Raw genomic sequence first — 21,928 nt, 5'->3', positions numbered from 1 at the left:
TGGCTGAACAGCATGCGTATAGTCTGTCCCTTCTGCGGCGAACGCGAACTCGGCGAGTTCACCTATCTCGGCGACGCCAAGCCGGTGCGCCCGGCGGCGGACGCCTCGGAGGGCGAGGTCTTCGACTATGTCTATCTGCGCGACAATGTCCCCGGCCCGATGAGCGAATACTGGTATCATGGCGGCGGCTGCCGGGCCTGGCTGAAGGTCGACCGCAACACGCTGACGCATGAGATTTCCTCGGTCGAGCCGGCTGCCGGAGTTGGTGCTGCCAAGGTTGGCGCCTGATGGTTGGCTCCGCGCAGACACACCGGCTGGAGAGCGGCGGTATCATCGATCGCGCCGCGCCGCTGAGCTTCCGCTTCGACGGCAAGAGCTTTGCCGGCTTCCAGGGCGACACGCTGGCCTCGGCGCTGATCGCCAATGGCGTCAAGCTGGTCGGTCGCTCGTTCAAATACCATCGGCCGCGCGGCATCCTGACCGCTGGTTCGGAGGAACCCAATGCGCTGGTCGAACTGCGCACGGGGGCGCGGCGCGAGCCCAACACCAAGGCGACCACGGCCGAGCTTTATGACGGGCTCGAAGCCGCCAGCCAGAACCGCTGGCCGTCGCTGCGCCACGATTTGATGGCGGTCAACCAGCTGTTTGCGCCGATCTTCGTCGCCGGCTTCTACTACAAGACCTTCATGTGGCCGGCGAAATTCTGGGAAGCGGTCTACGAGCCGGCGATCCGCCGAGCCGCCGGTCTCGGCCGCGCCGCCGGCGTCGCCGATCCCGACCATTACGACAAGGCGTGGGCGCATTGCGACGTGCTGATCGCCGGCTCCGGCCCGGCCGGGCTTGCGGCGGCATTGGCGGCCGGGCGCAGCGGCGCCCGTGTCATCCTGTGCGAGGAGGATTTTGTGGCCGGCGGCCGGCTGCTGTCGGATGGCGGCACCATCGACGGCATGCCGTCAGCCGAATGGATTTCCCGCACGCTGACCGAACTCGCAGCACTCCCCGATGTCCGCATCATGAACCGCACGACATTGTTCGGCGTCTATGATGGCGGCACCTATGGCGCGATCGAGCGGGTCAACGACCACCTGCCCTCGCCGCCCGAGCACCAGGTGCGCCAACGCCTGTGGCGGATCGTGGCCAGGCGCTGCGTCGTTGCCGCCGGCGCCATCGAGCGGCCGATCGTGTTTGCCGGCAACGACACGCCCGGCGTGATGATGGCTTCGGCGATGCGGACCTATGTCACGCGCTACGCGGCAACGCCGGCAAAGAGGATCGCGCTGTTCACCAACAATGCGGATGGGTGGCGCATGGTCGAGACCGCGCTTGGCGCCGGATTGCGGATCGCGGCCGTGGTCGATGCGCGCCCGGACGTCTCCGCCGCGCATCGCGCGCTCGCCGCCAAGGCTGGCTTTCCGGTGCTCAGCGGCTCGGTCAACGGGGTCGAAGGCGGCAAGGACGGCGTCCGGAAAATCGCGATCTCGCTGACCGGCGGCGCACGGGCGGAAGTCGAAGCCGACGGGCTTGCCGTCTCCGGCGGCTGGAATCCGGCGGTCGGGCTGACCTCCTACCATCGCGGCCGGCCGAAATGGCAGGACGACATCGCAGCCTTCGTCCCGGACGATGCGCCTCCGGGCATGATGGCCGCAGGCGCCGCCAACGGCGCCTTCGGGCTGGGCGACTGCCTGCGCCAGGGCTTTGCCGCAGGAGCGGCGGCAGCACAGAGTGCCGGGCGCAGCGGCAATGCCGGCACGCCGCCGGTCGCCGACGATGAGGTTTTTTCGCTGACGCCGCTCTGGCATGTCGCCGGCAAGGGCAAGGCCTTTGTCGACTACCAGCACGATGTCACGGCGTCCGACATCGAACTGGCGCAGCGCGAGGGTTTCGAATCGGTCGAGCATCTCAAGCGCTACACGACGCTCGGCATGGCCACCGACCAGGGCAAGACCTCGAACGTCGCCGGCCTCGCCATCATGGCGGCTGTGTCAGGCAAATCCATTCCCGAGACCGGCACGACGATCTACCGGCCGCCCTATGTGCCGGTCGCCATCGGCGCCTTCGCCGGCCATCATCGTGACGAGAACTTCCACGCGACAAGGCTGACGCCGTCGCACCACTGGGCAGCCGAACAGGGCGCGGTGTTCGTCGACACCGGGCTGTGGAAGCGCGCGCAATGGTATCCGCGCGCCGGCGAAAAGGACTGGCTGGAATCGGTCACCCGCGAGGTCAGGGCGGTGCGCTCCGGCGTCGGCTTCTGCGACGTCTCAACGCTCGGCAAGATCGACGTGCATGGCCCGGATGCCGGCGCTTTCCTCGACCGCGTCTACATCAACACCTTTTCCAATCTTGCCGTCGGCAAAGCCCGCTACGGGCTGATGTTGCGCGAGGACGGCATCGTCTATGACGACGGCACCACATCGCGACTGGCCGAGGACCATTATTTCCTGACCACCACCACCGCCAAGGCCGGGCTGGTGATGCAGCATCTCGAATTCTGCCGGCAGGTGCTGTTTCCTGAACTCGACGTGCAGCTGACATCCGTCTCCGACCAGTGGGCGCAATTCTCGATCGCTGGGCCAAGGACCCGGGACCTGCTTCGGGAAATCGTCGATCCGGCCGAGGACCTGTCGAACGAAGTCTTCCCGTTCATGGGGGCGCGGGAAGTCGCGCTGCGCGGCGGCGTCAGGGCGCGGCTGTTCCGCATCTCGTTCTCCGGCGAGATGGCGTTCGAGATTTCGGTTCCCGCCCGCTATGGCGAGGCGCTGGTGCGCAATCTGATGCTGGCCGGCAAACAATTCGGCGTGACGCCCTACGGCACCGAGGCGCTCGGTGTCATGCGCATCGAAAAGGGCCATGTCGCCGGGCCGGAACTGAACGGCACGACGACCGCCGCCGACCTTGGCCTCGGCAAGATGATGTCGACCAAGAAACATTTCATCGGCCGCGTCATGGCCGGGCGCGAGGCGCTGGTCGCCCCGGACCGGCAGGTCGTCGTCGGCATCAAGCCGGTCGACAAGACGCGCCGCCTGCGCTCCGGCGCGCATATCATTCCTAAAGGCGAGACGCCCGGTCCCGACAACGACCAGGGCTATGTCACCTCGGTCTGTTTTTCGCCGACGCTCGACCAGTGGATCGGGCTCGCGCTTGTCGAGCGCGGCCGCGAGCGCATCGGCGAAATCGTCCATGCGCATGATCCGCTGCGCGGCGAAGACTACGACGTCGAGCTGTGCAGCCCGGTCTTCTATGATCCGGATGGAGGGCGCCAGCGTGGCTGAGTTTTCCTGGATTGCCCGCAGCCCGCTGGAGAAAGCGCTTGTCGTCGGCGCCTATGGCGCGGGCGGCACCGAGGCCGGCGTGTCGCTGACAGAAATCCGCAATTTCGACCTGCTCCAAATGATGGCACGGCGCGGCAAAGCCGAGGAACTGGCAAAGGCTGCCCAGGCCCGGTTCGGCGTTGCCGCTCCGGATGCGCCCAAGGCGGTCAGCGCTTCGGACGTGACGCTCATCTGGTCGGGACCGGATCAGTTCCTCGCTCTGTCGAAGGGCGGCAAGCACGCGATGGAGCCGTTGAGCCAGGCGTTGTCGCAAGTCGCCTCGCTGTCGGACCAGTCGCATGCGCGCGTCCTGATCACCATCTCGGGAGAAAAGGCGCACGCCATGCTGGCAAAATTGTCGTCGATCGACCTGCACCCGGCGGCGTTTCCGGTGAGCGCCGCAGCGGCGACATCGATCGACCACACCAGCGTCAATCTGTGGCGCGGCAATGATCGGACGGACGGACAGGCGGTGTTCAATCTTCTGGTGTTCGCGACCTTCGCCGAAAGCCTGTGGCACACGATGCTCGATGCGGCCGCCGAATATGGCGTGGAGATCGCGCATTCGGAGGAATTGGCGTAGCGTTTGTTCGCGCCAGGGAGAGCCGTTCTGCACCTTGACCTTGCCAAAACACGCCGTCCCAGCCTATTCTTGCCGCTAAAATAATTTCACGCACAGGCAAACTTGTTTCTCGAAACCAGGTTGAGATGAGCCAGTCGCCCTACCCCGCCGTCGCAGCCGGACCGCCGCGGCCAAGCCTAATCCTGCGGCCCGGCCAGATCGCGCTGCCGGCCGGCATGGAGCGCTATTCCGTTCAGGGCAATGGCGCGGTGCTCATCGAGGTCGAGGCCGGCGATACGATCAGCGTGCGCAATGTCGAGGGCGGCCAGGCTTGCGAGCTGCTGGCGTGGGACGGCACCGGGATCACCGATCCCGCTATTTTCGGTGAAAAGTCGAACAGCAACGCCGCCGGCATCAAGGCGCTGCTGGCCGATGGCGACGACGGCCTAGCTTCCTTGCGTCGGGGGCTGGAGCGACGGCAGGTAAAGCTCGATCAGGCAAAGGCGGTTCGCGTGTTCGGCGGGGCTACGCCTGCCGGCACCGAACAGGCATTTCCCGTCGCCCGCGACGGGTCGATGCTCATTGCCGCCCCGGGTGGGCCGATGCTGGTCGATGGCCACGATACGGCGACGCCGCTCAGCGTCGTCGTCCGCCGCGCGACGATCCGGCCGGCGGCGAAGTCGCGGCTTGCCGACCCGCTGGCCGATCCGGTACTCGACCTCCGCGTCCATTCGGCGACGGCCGAAGCCTATTTCGTCAAAGCCGGCGACTATCTGCAGATCATCGATGTCGACGGGCGCCAATGCACCGACTTCCAGTGTTTTTCGGCACGCAAGCTCGACAATGGGCGCGATCATCCGCTCGATGTGACGACGACGCGCACGCTGATGGGCTCGAGTTACCCGATGCCCGGCCTGCACTCGAAATATTACGACCAGGACATGGAGCCGCTTGTCGAGGTGGTGCAGGACACTTGCGGCCGCCACGATGCCTTCGCGCTCGCCTGCGCGGCCAAATATTACGACGACATCGGTTATCCCGGCCATCCCAACTGCTCGGAAAATTTCAACCGCGCGCTGGCCGACAAGGGTGTCACCCCTCGCGCCGGCTGGATGGCGATCAACTTCTTCTTCAATACGGCGATAGACGCGCATGGCGTGATGGTCTCCGACGAGCCATGGTCGCGGCCGGGCGATTATGTTTTGCTGCGTGCCTTGACCGACATCGTCTGCGTCTCGTCCGCCTGCCCCGACGACACGACGCCGGCCAATGGCTGGAACCCAACCGACATTCATGTGCGGACCTATTCCGGCCAGCACAAATTCTCGCGAGCGATCGCCAGACGCATGACGCCCGATTCGGAACCGAAAATGACCCGCGAGACCGCCTTTCATTCGAGCTTTGCCAAGCACACCCGCAACTTCGTCGAGTACAGGGGCTATTGGCTGGCCAACTCCTTCGCCAAGGAGGGCCCGATCGACGAATACTGGGCCTGCCGGCAGGACGCCGTGATCATGGATCTGTCGCCGCTGCGCAAATTCGAGGTCACCGGCCCGGATTCCGAAGCGCTGCTGCAATACACGCTGACCCGCGACGTCAAGAAGCTCGGCGTCGGCCAGGTGGTCTATTCCGCCATGTGCTACGAGCATGGCGGGATGATCGACGACGGCACGCTGCTTCGGCTCGGCAAGGACAATTTCCGCTGGGTCGGCGGCGACGATCTGTCTGGCGAATGGTTGCGCGAGACAGCGACAAAACTTGGCCTCAACGTGCTGGTGCGCTCGTCGACCGACCAGATGCACAATGTCGCCGTGCAGGGACCGAAAAGCCGCGACATCCTGAGGGAGATTATCTGGACCTCGCCGCTGCAGCCGTCGATCGACGAGCTCGAATGGTTCCGCTTCGCCGTGGCGCGCATCGGCGGCGGCAACGGCATTCCGGTCGTGGTCTCGCGTACCGGCTATACCGGCGAGCTCGGCTACGAGATCTGGTGCCATCCGCGCGACGCCGAAAAGGTGTTCGACGCGATCTGGCAGGCCGGCCAGCCGCATGGCTTGAAGCCGATGGGGCTGCAGGCGCTCGACATGGTGCGCATCGAGGCCGGGCTGATCTTTGCTGGCTACGAGTTCTCGGACCAGACCGATCCGTTCGAGGCCGGCATCGGCTTCACCGTGCCGCTGAAGACCAAGAGCGACGATTTCATCGGCCGCGAGGCGATGATCCGGCGCAAGGAGAGCCCGCAGAAGAAACTGGTCGGCCTCGACATCGACGCCAATGTCGCCATCGGCCACGGCGATTGCGTGCATGTCGGCCGCGCCCAGATCGGCGTGGTCACCTCGGGCATGCGCTCGCCGGTGCTGAACAAGAATATCGCGCTGGCCAGGCTCGACGTCGTGCATTCGGCGATCGGCACCGAGGTCGAAATCGGCAAGCTCGACGGCCACAGCAAGCGGCTGCCGGCGCGCGTCGTCGCCTTCGCCCATTACGACCCGCAAAAGACCAAGCCGCGCTCCTGATCGACAGTCCTTCGAGAGGTTGCGTCCGGCCGCGCCGGCAATGCCAGCCGGCGGCGGATCGTCATGCCCTTCACAGCAATGTGCACAGCGTCACAAAACGCTTGACGTGAAAGCGTGCCGGATCAATCTTCACTGCTAAGAAAAAAATGCGACTGAGTGGAAACACCAACGGTCGTCTGTTGCATGCGTCGGTGCCGAAGTCTCGCCAAGTCGCGGCCATCGCCGATGGGGAACATCAAAAAAGGGGAAAGCCAAACACATGAGCACGATAGTCACTGCCCTGGTGCCGCCTGCCGAAGGGCAGCTGCACCGGAATATCGATTGGCGCGGCGCCTTCTGGGTGGCAAGCGGCGTTCCGGCCCTTGTCCTGTTTTCGATCGGCGGCATTGCCGGCACCACCGGAACGCTGGCGTTCCTGATCTGGACCACCTCCATGATCATGGGCTTCCTGCAGTCCTTCACCTATGCGGAAATCGCCGGGCTGTTCCCGAACAAATCCGGCGGCGCCTCGATTTACGGCGCCACCGCGTGGCTGCGCTATTCGAAATTCATCGCGCCGCTTTCGGTGTGGTGCAACTGGTTCGCCTGGTCGCCAGTGCTGTCGCTCGGCTGCTCGATCGCCGCCGCCTATATCCTCAACGCGCTGGCGCCGGTACCGCTGTTCACCGACACTTCGCCGGAAGTCGCCGCCTATATCGCGGCCCATGCCGGAACGAGCGCCGCCGACGCCATCACCGCGGTCACCGCGGCGGCCACGCCGGCGATCCGCAACTGGACGCTCTACGGTCACACGCTTGGCCCGGTTTCCTTCACCTTCAACGCCACCTTCTTCATCGGCGCGGTGCTGATGCTGATCATCTTCTCGATCCAGCATCGTGGCATTCTGGGCACCGCCAATGTGCAGAAATATATCGGCCTGCTGGTCATCATCCCGATGCTGATCGTCGGCGTGGTGCCGATCGTCACCGGCCAGATCAACTGGGCAAACTTTTCGCCGCTGGTGCCGCTCGCGGCAGCCTATGCGCCGGAGCCCGGCTCGTGGAACATCGCCGGCTGGACGCTGGTGCTCGGCGGCATGTTCATCGCGGCTTGGTCGACCTACGGCTTCGAGACCGCCGTATGCTACACCTCCGAGTTCAAGAACCCGGGCACCGACACCTTCAAGGCGATCTTCTACTCCGGCCTCTTGTGCATGCTGCTGTTCATCCTGGTGCCGTTCACCTTCCAGGGCGTGCTCGGCTTGAACGGCATGCTGGCGACGCCGATCGTCGACGGCTCCGGCGTTGCCGACGCCTTGGCCGGCATGGTCGGCGGCGGACAGCTGATCCACAGCCTGCTGGTGATGCTGATGATCCTGGCGCTGGTGCTCTGCATCATGACGGCGATGGCCGGCTCCTCGCGCACGCTCTATCAGGGTTCGGTCGACGGCTGGCTGCCGCGCTATCTCAGCCACGTCAACGAGCATGGCGCGCCGACGCGGGCGATGTGGACGGACCTGATCTTCAACCTGATCGTGCTGGCCATCGCCTCGGCCGATGCGACGAGCTTCTTCTTCATCCTCGCCGTGTCGAATTGCGGCTATATCATCTTCAACTTCCTCAACCTCAACGCCGGCTGGATCCACCGCATCGACAACGGCCATATCGCGCGGCCATGGAAGGCGCCGAGCTGGCTGCTCGGCCTCGGCGCGATCTTTGCCTATGTCAATGCGATCTTCATGGGCGCAGGCGCCAAGGTCTGGAACCCGATGGCATTGTGGGCCGGGCTGATCACGGCTGCCCTGATCATCCCGGTGTTCTGCTTCCGGCATTACATCCAGGACAAGGGCAAATTCCCCGACCACATGCTGGCCGATCTCGGCATGAACTCGTCGGACCTCGCGGTGCGAAAGGCGGGCATGCTGCCCTATCTGACGCTGGTCGCCGGCGTCGCGGTGATGCTGCTCGCCAACTGGCTGTTCGTCATCTGACGTCCGCCTCCAGGGATCGGGCGCGCGAGGCGCGCTCGGTCCCTGCGTATTTTGTTCTTGCTTTGTGCCGGCAGCTATGCTAGTAATTTAGGTATGGTGCTGATTCGTGCCGAGACCCGCCGCCGAGACGGGTTTTTTCGTTTCTGAGCCTATTCGGCGCGAGGCTCAGTCGATCTTGATGAACACGCCCTTGGTGTTGAGATACTCGTCGAGGTGCTCGGCGCCGCCCTCGCGGCCGTAACCGCTCATCTTATAGCCGCCGAACGGCACGGCGGGATCGATGGCGTGGTAGGTGTTGATCCAGACCGAGCCGGCACGGATCTTTCGCGACAGCTGGTGTGCCTTGGCCAGGTTTTGGGTGAAGACCCCAGCGGCAAGGCCATAGAGCGTGTTGTTGGCCCGCTCGACCGCCTCGTCGAGCGTATCGAACGGCAGCGCGGAGATCACCGGCCCGAAGATTTCCTCTCGTGCGATTTTCATGTCGTCCGAGACACCGGCAAAAACAGTCGGCGCGACGAAATTGCCGGCGGCAAGCGCGCCTTCTACAAGCCGCGTGCCTCCGGTGACGAGTTTTGCCCCTTCCGCAGTACCGGCCTTGAGGTAGCCGGTGACCCGTTGCAGCTGCTTTTCGGAGACGAGCGGGCCGATCTCGGTCGCCGGGTCGATGCCGTCGCCGATCCTGAGACCTTTGGCATATGTCGCGAGCCGCTCGACAAACTCGTCATGGATGGCGCGTTCGACGAACAGGCGCGACCCGGCGATGCAGATCTGGCCGGAATTGGCGAAGACCGACATTGCAGCCACCGGCACCGCCTTGTCGAGATCGGCGTCGGCGCAGACGATGACCGGCGACTTGCCGCCAAGCTCCAGCGAGACGCGCTTCAGATTGCCGGCCGAGGCGCGCACGATCGACTGGCCGGTCGCCGTCGAGCCGGTGAAGACGATCTTGTCGACGCCCAAATGCTCGGCCAGTGCCGCGCCCGCCTCGGCGCCGGTTCCGGTAACGACGTTGACGACGCCTTCCGGCACACCGGCCTCGTTCATGATGTCGGCGATCAGCAGCGGCGTCAGCGGCGCCTCTTCCGACGGTTTCAGCACGATGGTGCAGCCGGTCGCCAGCGCCGGCCCGATCTTCCAGATCGACGCCGCGGTCGGCGCATTCCACGGGATGATGGCGCCGACGACCCCGACCGGCTCCTTGCGGGTGAAGGAGACGATTTCGCCGGGCAGCGAGTTTTCGATGGTCTCGCCATGCAGCGACGTCGCCATGCCGGCATAATAGCGCAGCATGCCGATGACGCGGTTGCGGTTGGCGCGGGTGCGCACGATCGGCATGCCCATGTCGGTGGTGTCGGAGCGGCTGATCTCTTCCCAATGCTTTTCGAAGAGATCGGCTATCCTCAGCAGCAGCACCTGCCGCTCATAGGGCTTGAACCGGCCCCACGGTCCCTCGAACGCCTTGCGCGCAGCAATCACCGCCAAGTCGATGTCCTGGCGGTCGCCGCGCGGCACCGTGGCAATGACCGCACCGGTGGCCGGATTGCGGCTCTCCATAGTCCGGCCCAAGAGGGCATCGACCCAGGCGCCGCCGATGAACATCTGCCGATGGCGCCCGTCGATCGGCAGCCGCAGTGCCGCCGCTGTCTGAGCTATGGTCATGACCGTCCTCCAACCACGCGCGGTAGTCTCTCAGTCTAGATTAGCGGTATCGTTGTATCGAGTCCGTGGGTGATCCGTAACGAACTTATCGCTACCATCAGGAGGCGTGGTCAGCGTCGCACCACGGGCAATCACTTGAGATTAATTATCGATCTCGAGGCCGCCCCTCATCGCCCTGCCGGGCACTTCTCCCCATATAGTGACGGGGAGAAGGACGCCTTCGCAAAGGATTTCGCCAATATCCAGCGCTGCAAAAAAGCGCGCCGAGGTGCGGCTAGTCCCTTCTCCCCGTCACTATACGGGGAGAAGATGCCGGCAGGCAGATGAGGGGCGGCGCCAACCTGCGCGATTGCCTCGACCGCTATTCGGCCGCCAGGGCCAGTTGCGGCCTTTCGCTTTCTTCTGCCGTCGTGGCCGCCTCCTCCGTTGCCCCGACCTTCTTTGGCTCCCTGCCGAAGAACAGCGCGTAGGCTGCCGGCAGGACAAGAATGGTCAGCACCGTGGCGACGAGGATGCCACCCATCATGGCATAGGCGAGCGGCCCCCAGAAGACGCCGCGCGAGATCGGGATCAGCGCCAGCACCGCGGTCAGCGCCGTCAGCACGATCGGCCGGAACCGGCGAACGGCCGAGCCGATGATGGCCTCGGAGCGCTCCACGCCGGCGGCGATGTCCTGGTCGATCTGATCGACCAGGATGATCGAGTTTCGCATGATGATGCCGAGCAGAGCGATGACACCGAGGATGGCGACGAAGCCGAACGGCGCGCCGCTGATCAAAAGTGCTGCCGCCGCCCCGATGATGCCGAGCGGACCGGTCGCCAGCACCAGCATCGCCTTGCCGAAATGCTGCAGCTGGATCATCAGCAGCACGACGATGACCGCAAGCATGATTGGCGCTTTCGCCGCAATCGAGGCCTGGCTTTCGGCCGCATCCTCGGCGCCGCCCTGGATCTCAATCTTGTAGCCGGGTGCGAGGCCGTCGCGCAGGCCCTGCATCTCGCTGTACATTTTCATGGCGACATCGTTCGGCTGCACGCCGTCCGGCAGCGTGGCGCGTACGCTGATGGTCGGCAAGCGGTCGCGCCGCCATTCGACGCCTTGCTCCAGCACCGGGACGATCTTGGCCACCTGCGACAGTGGCACGAAGCCGCCGAATTCGGTCGGGATATAGACGGAATCCACCGCGGACAGCAGATGCCGGTTTGCCTCCGGTTCACGGGCAACGATCGAAACCGTCTCCTCGCCGTCGCGGAAGTCATCCAGCGGCGCGCCGGCCATGGTCGCCTGCAGCATCTGGCGGATGCGCTGCGAGGTGACGCCGAGCGCACGGGCGCGATCCTGGTCGATCACCAGCTTCATCGCCGGCACCGGCTCCAGCCAGTCGTCGTGGATGGCGCCGAGCAGCGGATTTGCCTGGAACTTCGCCTTTACCTCGTCGGCGATGCGGCGCACCTCCTGGCGATCCGGACCCATGACGCGCATCTGCACCGGCCAGCCGGTCGGCGGACCGAGGAACAGGCGATCGACCTTGGCGCGGATCGACGGGAAATCCTCGGCCAGGATGGTGCGCAGCTTGACGATCAGCCGCTCGCGGGCCGGTTCGTCATTGGCCATCACCAGAAGCTGGGCGAAGTTCGGGTTGCGAAGCTGCTGGTCGAGCGGCAGGAAGAAACGCGGTGCGCCTTCGCCGATATAGGTGGCGATGAAGCGCTTGTCCTTGTCGTCCATCATCCTGGCTTCGAGCGCCTTGGCCTGCGTCTCGACTTCCTTGATGCTGGTGCCTTCAGGCAGCCAGAGGTCAACAAGGATTTCCGGGCGCGACGATTGTGGGAAGAAATTCTGCGGGATGAACTGGAACGCCCACAGGCTGGTGGCAAAGGTCATCAGCGTCATCACCAGCACGATGATGCGATGGCGCACCGCCCATGCCACGGTCGAGCGAAGCCGGCGGTAGAAGCCGGTGTCGAAGACATCGTGATGGTTGCCGGCGTGCTTGCGCTGCTTCAGGATCATGTGGCCGAGCCATGGCGTGAAATAGACCGCCGCGAACCAGGACACGACCAGCGCGATGCCGACGACGTAGAACAGGGTGCGCACATATTCGCCGGCCGTCGAGGCGGCGAAGCCGACGGGGATGAAGCCGGCTGTGGTGATCAGCGTGCCGGTCAGCATCGGGAAGGCGGTCGAGGAGTAGGCGAAGCTCGCCGCCTCGACCTTGACCAAGCCTTCCTCGAGCTTTCGCTCCATCATTTCGACGACGATCATCGCGTCGTCGACCAAGAGGCCAAGGGCGATGATCAGCGCGCCGAGCGAGATGCGCTGCAGGTCGATGCCGAGCTCGTACATGATGGCGAAGGTGGCGGCCAGGACCAGCGGAATGACGATCGCGATCACCAGACCCGAACGCCAGCCGATCGACAGGAACGAGACGACAAGCACGATCAGCAGCGCTTCACCGAGCGCTTCCATGAACTCGGCCACCGCATCCTTGACGACTTCCGGCTGGTCGGAAACCTGGTCCACCGAAACGCCATAGGGCAGCGCCTCCTCGAAGCGCTTGTAGGTCGCTTCGACGTCCTTGCCGACATCGGTGACGTTGAAGCCCTTGGCCATGACGACGCCGAGCTGGACGCTGTCGTGGCCGTTGAAGCGGTATTTGCGCTGGTACGGGTCCTCGAGGCCGGAGGTCACGGTGGCGATGTCGCCGAGGCGCGTCACCTGGTTGCCGGCGCGCAGGCGAAGCTCGCGGATGTCGGCCGCCTTGGCGACGTCGCCTTCGACCGAAATGCGCACCGAACGCTGGCCGGTGTCGACCGAACCTGCCGGGTCGACATTGTTCTGGCCCCTGATCGCATTCTGCAGGTCGGTCAGCGTCAGGCCGCGTTCGGCAAGCACCTTGGACGACACGTCGATATAGAGCTTTTCCGGCTGGTCGCCGATGATCACGGCTTTCTCGACGCCGGGCGTCGTCAGCAGCATGTCGCGTGCCTGAATGGCGAATTTCTTCAGCTCGGGATAGCTGTAGCCGTCGCCGCTGATCGAATGCAGGGTGATGAATGTGTCGCCGAATTCGTCGTTGAAGTACGGCCCGAGCAAACCCTGCGGCAGTTCATTGGCGATGTCGCCGACCTTCTTGCGCACCTGATAGAACGCATCCGCGACCTGCGCGGGACTGGTGTCGCCCTTGACCTGCAAGGTGATGATGGCGCTGCCGGCGCGGGTGTAGGAGTGGACGAAGTCGAGATGCGGCGTTTCCTGCAGCTTGCGCTCGATCTTGTTGACGACCTGGTCCTCCATCTCCTTGATCGAGGAGCCCGGCCAGATCGCCTGGACGACCATGACGCGGAAGGTGAAATCGGGGTCTTCCTTCTGGCCCATGCGCATCAGGCCGAGCGCACCGGCAACGATGATCAGGCCGAACAGGAAGCGGGCAATGCTCGGATGGCCGATTGCCCAGCGCGAAAGATTGAAAGACCGCTTTTCATTGGTGTCGGTGGTCATCGGCGTCAGTCCATTTCAATTTGATCAACAGAGCACGCGCCTGGCATGCCCACGGAACTTCCGATGTGGGCTTCCGGACGGCGAGGCCTTGCCGAGTTGAAAGATCTACATCGCGGTGGGACGCGAGGATCGACGTGGGGGTTACATCGACCTGAGATCTCGAAAATCGGGGGCGCCTGCCGTCCGGAAACCGTGAACTGCCTGGCCGTCAGCGCAAGCGCCTTGCGGCGTCGTCATCGGCCGATGCCGACTGCTGCGCTGCATCGCCGGTCAGCTTGACTTTCAGATTCTCGGTCATGAACTGCGTGCCGGCGGCCACCACGACGTCGCCCGGCTTCAGCCCATCGGCGACACTGACGCCGTCGGGCGTGAAGGCGGCGACCTTGACCGGATGCGCATGGACCGTTCCGCCATTGCGGTCGACGGTCCAGACGATCGATTGGCTGTCCTTTTGCGCCAGCGCGCTCAGCGGGATCGACACCAGCTGCTGCCGGTTGCCCGCCGCAGCTTCGATGGAGGCGGTCATGCCAAGCAGCACGCGCGGATCATTGGGCAGGCTGACGCGGACGGCAAAGGTGCGCGACTGCGGATCGGCGCTGCCGGCGACTTCGCGGACCTTGCCGTCGAGCGTCAGCGCCTCGTCGGACCAGAAACCGGCCTTGACGGTCTTGCCCGGCTTGAATTCGGCGATATCGGTTTCCGGAACAGCGATCAGGACTTCCTTCTCGCCGTCGATGGCAACGGTCACCACCGGCGTGCCGGAGCCGACCACCTGGCCGACATCGGCGGCAACGGCAGTGACGATGCCGTTCTTGTCCGCCTTGAGATCGGTATAGCGGACCTGGTTCTGTGCCTGGGCAAGCTGCGAGCGGGCGGAGTCTCGCGTGGCGACCGCCTGATTGTAGCTGAGCGTCGCCTGCTCGAGCTGCGACTTCGGGGCGAAATTCTTTGCGTAGAGCTGTTCGGCGCGCTTGCGCGTAAGCTCGACTGTCTCGACCTGACGGTCGGCAGCATCGAGGCTGGCCTGAGCGCTTCTCACCGAAAGCTCGTAGTCGGTGGGATCGATGCGGGCGAGAACGTCGCCCGGCTTGACGCGGTCACCGATGTCGACAAGGCGCTCGGTGATCTTGCCGTTGATGCGAAAGCCGAGATTCATCTCGGTGCGGGCGCGCACCGATCCGGAATAGGAAAGCTGACGGGTATCGCTCGCCTTGGCGATCTCGACCACCTTGACCGGCCGGATGATCTCCTTGACCTCGGCCTTCTCCTGCGAGCAGCCGGCGAGGCCGAGAGCGGCAACGACAATCAATGCCAGGCCGGGGGCCGCTCGCCTGTTGGTGATGGACTTGGACAAAGACACTTTTTCGTACTCCCGAACTGTGGAGATGAATTGCCGACATCGCCGCCCCACGGGCGGCAACGGTCATTTCTTCAAGGCTCTGATTGCAAACTCGGTCAGCTCGTCCGGCGTCGCCCGGTTCTTCTTGGCGAGGCACTGGGCCATCATCTGCGGATGACAGAGGCTGATAATAGCAGCACCGAAACACCGGGACGCGATCACCGGATCCTGATCGACGAACTCGCCGGTGGCGATGCCCTCGCGGATCACTTCAGCGACCAATTCGTGGATGTGGTCGATGTGCTTTTCGATGACATGCCAGTCACGCTCGATGGCGACGATGACCATCTCGTGCACCTTCTCCTGGTCGATCATGGTTTCCAGCGTCCACTGATAGTGCGTATGCACGTAGCGGCGGAGCTTCTCGCTGGCGGTGCCGGAACCATGGCAGGCCTCGTAGGTCAGCCGGTAGCAGGTGGCGAGCATGCGGCCGCAAACCGCCTGGTGGATTTCGACCTTGGAGGCGAAGAAGCGATAGATGTTGGCGGTCGACATGCCGAGTTCGCGCGCTATGTCGGCGACGTTGGTCTTGCCGTAGCCGTAGTGGCGGAACAATCGCTCCGCGCAATCCAGGATGCGGGTCACATTTTCCTGGCGGGCGGAGTCGGCGGTGGTGTCTAGGGTTTCAAGCATCTCATTGGCCAAAATTTACGACTGACGAATTTAGAATTTCGTCACTCGTAAATTGAAAACCGTCACCTGTCAAGGCGCGATGTTGGCCGGCTGGCTCAATTGATGACAGATGCTGACATCGTCTTAGGTGAGTCCGCCTGTGAAGCGGGCTCTCGAGAGGTCCTCCAAGCCATGTGGTAAACCCGCCCGCGCGCGTCTACAGCCCCGCGTCTTATTGACGCAAAGGACGCGGTAGCAGTTTGATTTTGCGTATGATTTTCCGAAATCGGTTCCGACTTGGGGGTCATGCACTAAGGCTGTTTCGCCATTTCTCGCAGCCGGAACTTCTGGATCTTGCCCGTCGAAGTCTTCGGGATCTCGGCAAAGATCACCGCTTTCGGCACCTTGAAGCGGGCGAGCAGCGCGCGGCAGTGCTCGACGACCTCGGCCTCGGTCGCCGCCTTGCCCGGCTTCAGCTCGACATAGGCAACCGGCACCTCGCCCCATTTGTCGTCGGATCTGGCGACAACGCCACAGGAGGCGACGGCAGGATGTTTGTAGAGCGCCTCCTCGACTTCGATCGAGGAGATGTTCTCGCCGCCGGAGATGATGATGTCCTTGGAGCGGTCCTTGAGCTGGATGTAGCCGTCCGGATGCATGACGCCGAGGTCGCCCGAATGGAACCAGCCACCGGCAAAGGCCTCGTCGCTCGCTTTGCGGTTCTTCAAATAGCCCTTCATGACGATGTTGCCGCGGAACATCACCTCGCCAATCGTCTCGCCGTCGGCCGGCGTCTCTTGCATGGTCTGCGGGTCCATCACGGTCAGGCCTTCGAGCGCGGCATAGCGCACGCCTTGCCTGGCCTTCTTCGCTGCCCTCGGCCCCTTCGCCAGCCGGTCCCACTCGCCGTGCCATTCGTTGACGACGGCCGGGCCATAGGTTTCGGTCAGGCCGTAGAGATGGGTGACGGCAAAGCCCGCATCGGCCATGCCCGACAGCACCGCCTCAGGCGGCGGCGCCGCGGCGGTGTTGAAGGTGACGGTCTGCGGGAACTGCCGCTTGTCCTCGTCCCTGGCGTTGATCAGCACCGACATGACGATGGGTGCACCGCAGAGATGGGTGACGCCGTGATCGGCGATGGCATCGTAGATCGGCTTTGGCCGCACCCAGCGCAGGCAGACATGGGTGCCGGCCTGCACGGCAAGCGTCCAGGGAAAGCACCAGCCGTTGCAGTGGAACATCGGCAGCGTCCACAGATAGACCGGGTGCTTGCCCATGCCGGCATGGATGGTGTTGGCATAGGCCATGAGTGCCGCGCCGCGATGGTGGCAGACGACGCCCTTCGGATTGCCTGTCGTGCCTGAGGTGTAGTTGAGCGAGATGGCATCCCATTCGTCGTCCGGCATCGACCAGGCGAAATCCTCATCGCCGTCGGCGACAAACGCCTCGTAGTCGAGCGTGCCGATCCGCTCGCCCTTGGGATAGGGCGCGTCGGCGGCGTAATCGGGATCGTCATAGTCGATCACCAGCGGCTTGACCTTGGCCAGCGCCAGCGCTTGCCGAACCACGCCGGTGAATTCGCGATCGACGAACAGCACCTTGGCTTCGGCATGGTCGAGCTGGAAGGCGATGACCGCGGCATCGAGGCGGGTGTTGAGCGAGTGCAGCACGGCCTTGGTCATCGGTACGCCGAAATGCGCTTCCAGCATCGGCGGTGTGTTGGACAGCATGACGGTGACGGTATCGCCCTTGCCGATGCCGCGCTTCGCCAGCGCCGAGGCAAGCCTCAGCGAGCGTTTCCAGAAATCGTGATAGGTTGTGCGCTGGCGGCCATGGATGATGGCGGTCTGGTCGGGAAAGGTTTTTGCCGCCCGCTCAAAATAGGTCAGCGGCGTCAGCGGCTGGTGGTTGGCCGGATTCCTGTCGAGATCCTGTTCGTAGGGATTGCCCATCCCGTCCTCCGCCAGTGTTCGTCCAGAACTTCTAACCGCGGCCTTCCGGCCCGTCACCACCAACGATGCCATCATAGACCGCGTTTGGCGCAGGATGGTCTAGATTCGGCGGCGAAAGAGCATCGTATGCCTTCGCTCAATTTGACTTTTGTCGAGAGCCGTGAATAATGTCAGCGAGGAGATGGCATGGCGATCCGACCGGCAGAACAGCTTATCCACAAGGCCGCCTGGCTTTACTATGCACACGGCCTGCGCCAGGACCAAGTGGCCAGCCAGCTCAAGATTTCCCGTGCCTCGGTGGCGATGTATCTGCGCAAGGCGCGCGAGACCGGCATCGTCAACATCTCGACCTCGACCCAGCTTTTCACCGACGACGTCCTGGCGCGCAAGCTGGAAGACGCGCTGCAGCTCGACGCCGTCTGGATCGCGCCGGAAAACGGCTATGTCGCCGACCCGTCGACCGACATTGCTGTGCTGGCGGCAAGCGTCTTTCTCGAGCTGGTCAAGAAGGGCGACCGTATCGGCGTCGCCTGGGGACGGACCGTCTATACGATCGCCGACATCATGTCCTATGCCGACCTGCAGGACGTCACGGTGGTGCAGCTCTGCGGCAATCTGGGAGCCCCCTATTCGTACCGGCCCGACCAATGCACCATGGAAATCGCGCGCCGGCTCAATGCCAAGGGGCTGAATTTATACGCGCCGCTGGTGCTGACGACGGAAGAACTGGCACGCGGCCTGCGCGCCGAGCCGGTGATCCGCGAGCAATTGTCGGGCATCGGTGACTGCGGCCTGGCGCTGTACTCGGTCGGCTCGGTGGATACCGACAGCCATTTGGTCAAATGCGGCGCGCTGACGCCAAGCGAAATGGCTGCATTGCGCAAGGCGGGTGCGGCCGGCGTCATCGCCGGACAGATCATCGATGCCGAAGGCAAGGCGCTCGACTGCAGCTACAACCGCCGGGTGATTTCGGCAGAGCTGTCATCGCTGCGCAGGATCGAAAAGCGCCTTGTGGTGGTGCAGGAGGACAGCAAGTTCGAACCGCTCATCGCGGCGATCGCCGGCGGGTTCTGCACCCATCTCGTTGTCGGCGCGCGCATGGCACGGCGGCTGCTCGACTACGCTGGAGCAACAGCAGAAAAGGTCGCCTGATACCCAGTTCCAGCCGCCGGCGCTTTGTCATCAAGGCGTCGCGGCATTCCTGTTCACAACAAACGAGAAATCGGACGAAGTTGATATGAAGAACCTGTGGAATGACGGCGACGCGGAGAAACTGGTCGCCGACTATGCAAAGAAGGGTGTGTCCCGAGACCTGGCGCTGCGCGTCTACACGACCAGGCTTCTGGGCGGCGAGCCGCGGCTCGTCCTGCATGGGGGCGGCAACACCTCGTGCAAGACCAAGGCCACCGATCTTGTCGGCGACGAATGGGACGTGCTCTGCGTCAAGGGCAGCGGCTGGGACATGGGCGTCATCGAGCCGCAAGGCCTGCCGGCGGTCAAGCTCGGCGCGCTGTTGAAGGCGCGGTCGCTGCAAAAACTCCCCGACGAGGACATGGTCGCGCTGCAACGGGCGAACCTCATCGATCCATCCTCGCCCAATCCGTCCGTCGAGACGCTGCTGCACGCCTTCCTGCCGCACAAATTCGTCGACCACACGCATTCGACCGCAATCCTGGCCATCGTCGACCAGGACGACAGCGAGCCGCTGAGCCGGAAGGTGTTCGGCGAAAAGATGGGGTTCGTGCCCTACATCATGCCGGGTTTCGATCTGGCCAAGGCGGCTGCCGACATCTTCGACGCCGATCCGACGGTCGAAGGCCTGATCCTCGACAAGCACGGCATTTTCACCTTCGGCGACGATGCCAAGCAAGCGTACGACCGCATGATCCACTATGTGACCGTCGCCGAGGACTACATTGCCAGGAACGGCAAGCCGCCTGTCGACAAGTCGGCCTTGCCTGCCAGGCTGGCCAAGCCGGCGGAGATTGCGCCCGTGCTGCGCGGCGCGGTGGCGGTGGCGCGCGGCGAAGGCCGCTTCGACCGCATGATCAGCGATTTCCGCACCTCGGACGCGATCGTCGATTTCATCAATTCGGCGAGGATTGCCGACTTGGCCGGACGCGGCGTCTCGACACCCGACCTGTCGATCCGCATCAAGACCGGACCGATGGCACTGCCGGCGCCCGACGCGGACAAGATCGGCGACTACAAATCCGTCATCCGCCAGCATGTCGAGAAATTCGCCAAGGACTATCGCGCCTATTTCGAAACCAACGACGCGCTCGACGATGTGAAGCGCACCATGCTCGACCAGATGCCGCGGCTGACGCTGGTGCCGGGCCTCGGCATGTTCGGCCACGGCCGCACGCTCAAGGACGCGAAGATCGCCTCCGACGTCGGTGAAATGTGGATCGAGGCGGTGCGCGGCGCCGAAGCCATCGGCGATTTCCGGCCATTGTCGAAAAAGGAGCTGTTCCCGCTCGAATACTGGTCGCTGGAACAGGCCAAGCTCGCCTCCAACAAGCCGAAGCCGCTAACCGGCCAGATTATGCTGGTCACCGGCGGCGCCGGCGCGATCGGCGCCGCCACCGCAAAGCTGTTCGCCGACAACGGTGCCCATGCGGTGGTCGTCGATCTCGACGCGTCAAGAGCTGCCGAGGCGGCAAAAAAAGCCGGCAACAATTCGATCGGCATTGGCGCCGACATCACCGATCCGGCGCAGATGCGCGCTGCGTTCGACAACGCGGTCGCCGTCTTCGGCGGCCTCGACATTCTCGTCTCCAATGCCGGTGCTGCCTGGGAGGGCCGGATCGGCGAGCTCGACGACGCCACTTTGCGCAAGAGCTTCGAACTCAATTTCTTCGCCCACCAGTCGGCGGCGCAGAATGCCGTGCGCATCATGCTTGAACAGGGCACCGGCGGCGTGCTTTTGTTCAACACCTCGAAGCAGGCGGTCAATCCGGGGCCGAAGTTCGGCGCTTACGGCATTCCCAAAGCGGCGACGCTGTTCCTGTCCAGGCAATATGCACTCGACTACGGCGCGCATGGCATCCGCTCCAATGCCGTCAACGCCGACCGCATCCGTTCGGGGTTGCTGACCGACGCCATGATCGCCAGCCGCTCGGGCGCGCGCGGCGTATCGGAGAAGGAGTACATGTCGGGCAACCTGCTTGGGCAGGAAGTGACGGCCGAAGACGTCGCCCAGGCCTTCCTGCATCAGGCGCTGGCCGAGCGGACGACCGCAGACGTGACGACGGTGGATGGCGGGAATATTGCCGCGGCGTTGAGGTAAGCCAAATCTCACCAACAAAAAAGAGCGGCCCGCGAGCCGCTCTTTTCTTTGCCGATAGTGGAAGACTACTTGGCGTTCGGGTTCGGCATCCAGGCCGGCATCGCGACATCGGCATGGGCGAATTGCGGCAGCTTGGCCGAGAGGTCTTCCATGTTCTTGATGTCCTTGTCGAGGAGGTCCTTTTGGGTGATTAGCGTCGGCGGCACGATGACGTTGTGGCCGGGGTCTTCGCCGGCCAAAAGCTGCGCCAGCGCACGCACCGAGACCTGGCCGACAACGGCCGGATTGGTGGCGGCGGTTGCGGCCCAGGCGCTGTCGGGCTCGCGCATCGCGGCGATGTCCGAGGTCGAAATGTCGGCCGAATAGATCTTGACGTCCTTGTTCAGTCCGGCCTCGTCGACGGCGATCTTCACGCCCTTGGCGAATTCGTCATAAGGCGCGAACATCACCTTGATGTCGGGATGAGCCGACAACACCGAGCGAGCCTGGTTGGCGACCGAATTGGCGATCGGATTGTCGAGCGTGCCGAACATGGCGGCTTCGTTAATGCCGGCATACTTCTTTTTGAATTCAACCCAGGTCTCGTTGCGGCGGTCGAGCGGGGCGATGCCGGCGACATAAACATAGCCGGCCTTCCAGCTCTCGCCATTGTCCTTGACCGCCTGTTCGAGCGCCAGGCGCGCAAGATCGCGGTCGGACTGTTCGATCTGCGGGATTTTGGGGTTTTCGACATTGACATCGAAGGCGACGACCTTGATGCCGGCGTCGACGGCGCGCTGGGCGGCGTCCTTCATCGATTCCGTCAGTCCGTGCTGGATGATGATGCCCTGGACGCCGAGCGCGATGGCTTGGTCGACCATGTCAGCCTGAAGGGCTGCGTCCTGACGGCTGTCGAGCACGCGCAGGTCGACGCCGAGTGCCTTGGCCTGCGCCTCGACGCCGGACAGATAAGCCTGGAAGAAGTCGCCGGTCGAGAGATAGCGGACCAGTGCGATCTTGACGGCACCCGGCTTGTCGAACGGGGCCGGCCTGTCCTGCGCCATCGCCGGCAACTGCATCAGCAATGTTGCGCCGGCAAACCCGAGCGCTGCCTTCCCCAAAAGTCTTCTTGTGATGTTCACGTCGTTTCCTCCACTTGTTGAACCCAAAATGTG

13 protein-coding genes are annotated in these 21,928 nt (G+C 63.9%); 7 read left to right on the top strand and 6 right to left on the bottom strand.

Translation table 11 applies throughout. The annotated features are described in order from the left end of the window. The first annotated feature begins 12 nt into the window (after window positions 1–12). The 5 genes from NKJ08_RS07970 to NKJ08_RS07950 all read left to right on the top strand — a co-directional run bounded on the left by NKJ08_RS07970 (window position 13) and on the right by NKJ08_RS07950 (window position 8,358). Complete coding sequence (locus NKJ08_RS07970; RefSeq protein WP_352527784.1) at window positions 13–288, top strand: sarcosine oxidase subunit delta; 276 nt, start codon at window positions 13–15, stop codon at window positions 286–288. Beyond that, window positions 288–3,272, top strand: a complete 2,985-nt coding sequence (locus NKJ08_RS07965; RefSeq protein ID WP_352527786.1) for a sarcosine oxidase subunit alpha — start codon at window positions 288–290, stop codon at window positions 3,270–3,272. The genes NKJ08_RS07970 and NKJ08_RS07965 overlap by 1 nt, the downstream gene beginning before the upstream one ends. Further along, window positions 3,265–3,894 carry a sarcosine oxidase subunit gamma gene (locus NKJ08_RS07960; RefSeq protein ID WP_352527788.1) on the top strand — a complete coding sequence of 210 codons (630 nt, stop codon included), beginning with the start codon at window positions 3,265–3,267 and terminating at the stop codon, window positions 3,892–3,894. Before NKJ08_RS07965 ends, NKJ08_RS07960 begins: the two co-directional genes overlap by 8 nt. A gap of 125 nt (window positions 3,895–4,019) precedes the next feature. Next, window positions 4,020–6,389, top strand: coding sequence for a trimethylamine N-oxide demethylase (locus NKJ08_RS07955; protein WP_352781613.1), 2,370 nt, complete (start codon window positions 4,020–4,022; stop codon window positions 6,387–6,389). A 259-nt stretch (window positions 6,390–6,648) separates the two neighbouring features. Next, a complete protein-coding gene (locus NKJ08_RS07950; protein ID WP_352527792.1) occupies window positions 6,649–8,358 on the top strand; it encodes a trimethylamine N-oxide permease in 1,710 nt (569 codons plus the stop codon). Window positions 8,359–8,523: 165 nt separating this feature from the next. Here NKJ08_RS07950 and NKJ08_RS07945 read toward each other — a convergent pair whose 3' ends face one another. The 5 genes from NKJ08_RS07945 to NKJ08_RS07925 all read right to left on the bottom strand — a co-directional run bounded on the left by NKJ08_RS07945 (window position 8,524) and on the right by NKJ08_RS07925 (window position 17,482). Next, complete coding sequence (locus tag NKJ08_RS07945) at window positions 8,524–10,017, bottom strand: aldehyde dehydrogenase family protein (RefSeq protein WP_352781612.1); 1,494 nt, start codon at window positions 10,015–10,017, stop codon at window positions 8,524–8,526. Between the two features lie 361 nt (window positions 10,018–10,378). Continuing rightward, on the bottom strand, window positions 10,379–13,519 hold the full coding sequence (locus NKJ08_RS07940) for an efflux RND transporter permease subunit (RefSeq protein ID WP_352781611.1): 3,141 nt from the start codon (window positions 13,517–13,519) through the stop codon (window positions 10,379–10,381). A 208-nt stretch (window positions 13,520–13,727) separates the two neighbouring features. After that, the gene (locus NKJ08_RS07935) at window positions 13,728–14,879 is read right to left on the bottom strand and encodes an efflux RND transporter periplasmic adaptor subunit (protein WP_352781610.1); all 1,152 of its coding nucleotides are present in this window, start codon (window positions 14,877–14,879) and stop codon (window positions 13,728–13,730) included. A 63-nt stretch (window positions 14,880–14,942) separates the two neighbouring features. After that, entirely contained in the window at window positions 14,943–15,551 is a 609-nt protein-coding gene (locus NKJ08_RS07930) for a TetR/AcrR family transcriptional regulator (RefSeq protein ID WP_352781609.1), read from the bottom strand. Window positions 15,552–15,841: 290 nt separating this feature from the next. After that, window positions 15,842–17,482: an acyl-CoA synthetase gene (locus NKJ08_RS07925; RefSeq protein WP_352781608.1), complete on the bottom strand. Its 1,641-nt coding sequence runs from the start codon at window positions 17,480–17,482 to the stop codon at window positions 15,842–15,844. A gap of 186 nt (window positions 17,483–17,668) precedes the next feature. On the opposite strand from NKJ08_RS07925, the gene NKJ08_RS07920 reads away from it, so the two are divergent. Beyond that, a complete protein-coding gene (locus NKJ08_RS07920) occupies window positions 17,669–18,634 on the top strand; it encodes a sugar-binding transcriptional regulator (protein ID WP_352529483.1) in 966 nt (321 codons plus the stop codon). Window positions 18,635–18,719: 85 nt separating this feature from the next. Continuing rightward, window positions 18,720–20,774 carry a bifunctional aldolase/short-chain dehydrogenase gene (locus NKJ08_RS07915; RefSeq protein ID WP_352529481.1) on the top strand — a complete coding sequence of 685 codons (2,055 nt, stop codon included), beginning with the start codon at window positions 18,720–18,722 and terminating at the stop codon, window positions 20,772–20,774. Between the two features lie 65 nt (window positions 20,775–20,839). Here NKJ08_RS07915 and NKJ08_RS07910 read toward each other — a convergent pair whose 3' ends face one another. After that, entirely contained in the window at window positions 20,840–21,895 is a 1,056-nt protein-coding gene (locus NKJ08_RS07910) for a substrate-binding domain-containing protein (RefSeq protein WP_352529479.1), read from the bottom strand. Window positions 21,896–21,928 lie beyond the last annotated feature (33 nt).

It is taken from the genome of Mesorhizobium sp. M0244, assembly GCF_040321795.1.
Taxonomy (GTDB): Bacteria; Pseudomonadota; Alphaproteobacteria; order Rhizobiales; family Rhizobiaceae; genus Mesorhizobium.
The sequence above is the reverse complement of the archived record's forward strand: the minus strand, read 5'-3'. Positions and strand labels throughout refer to the sequence as shown.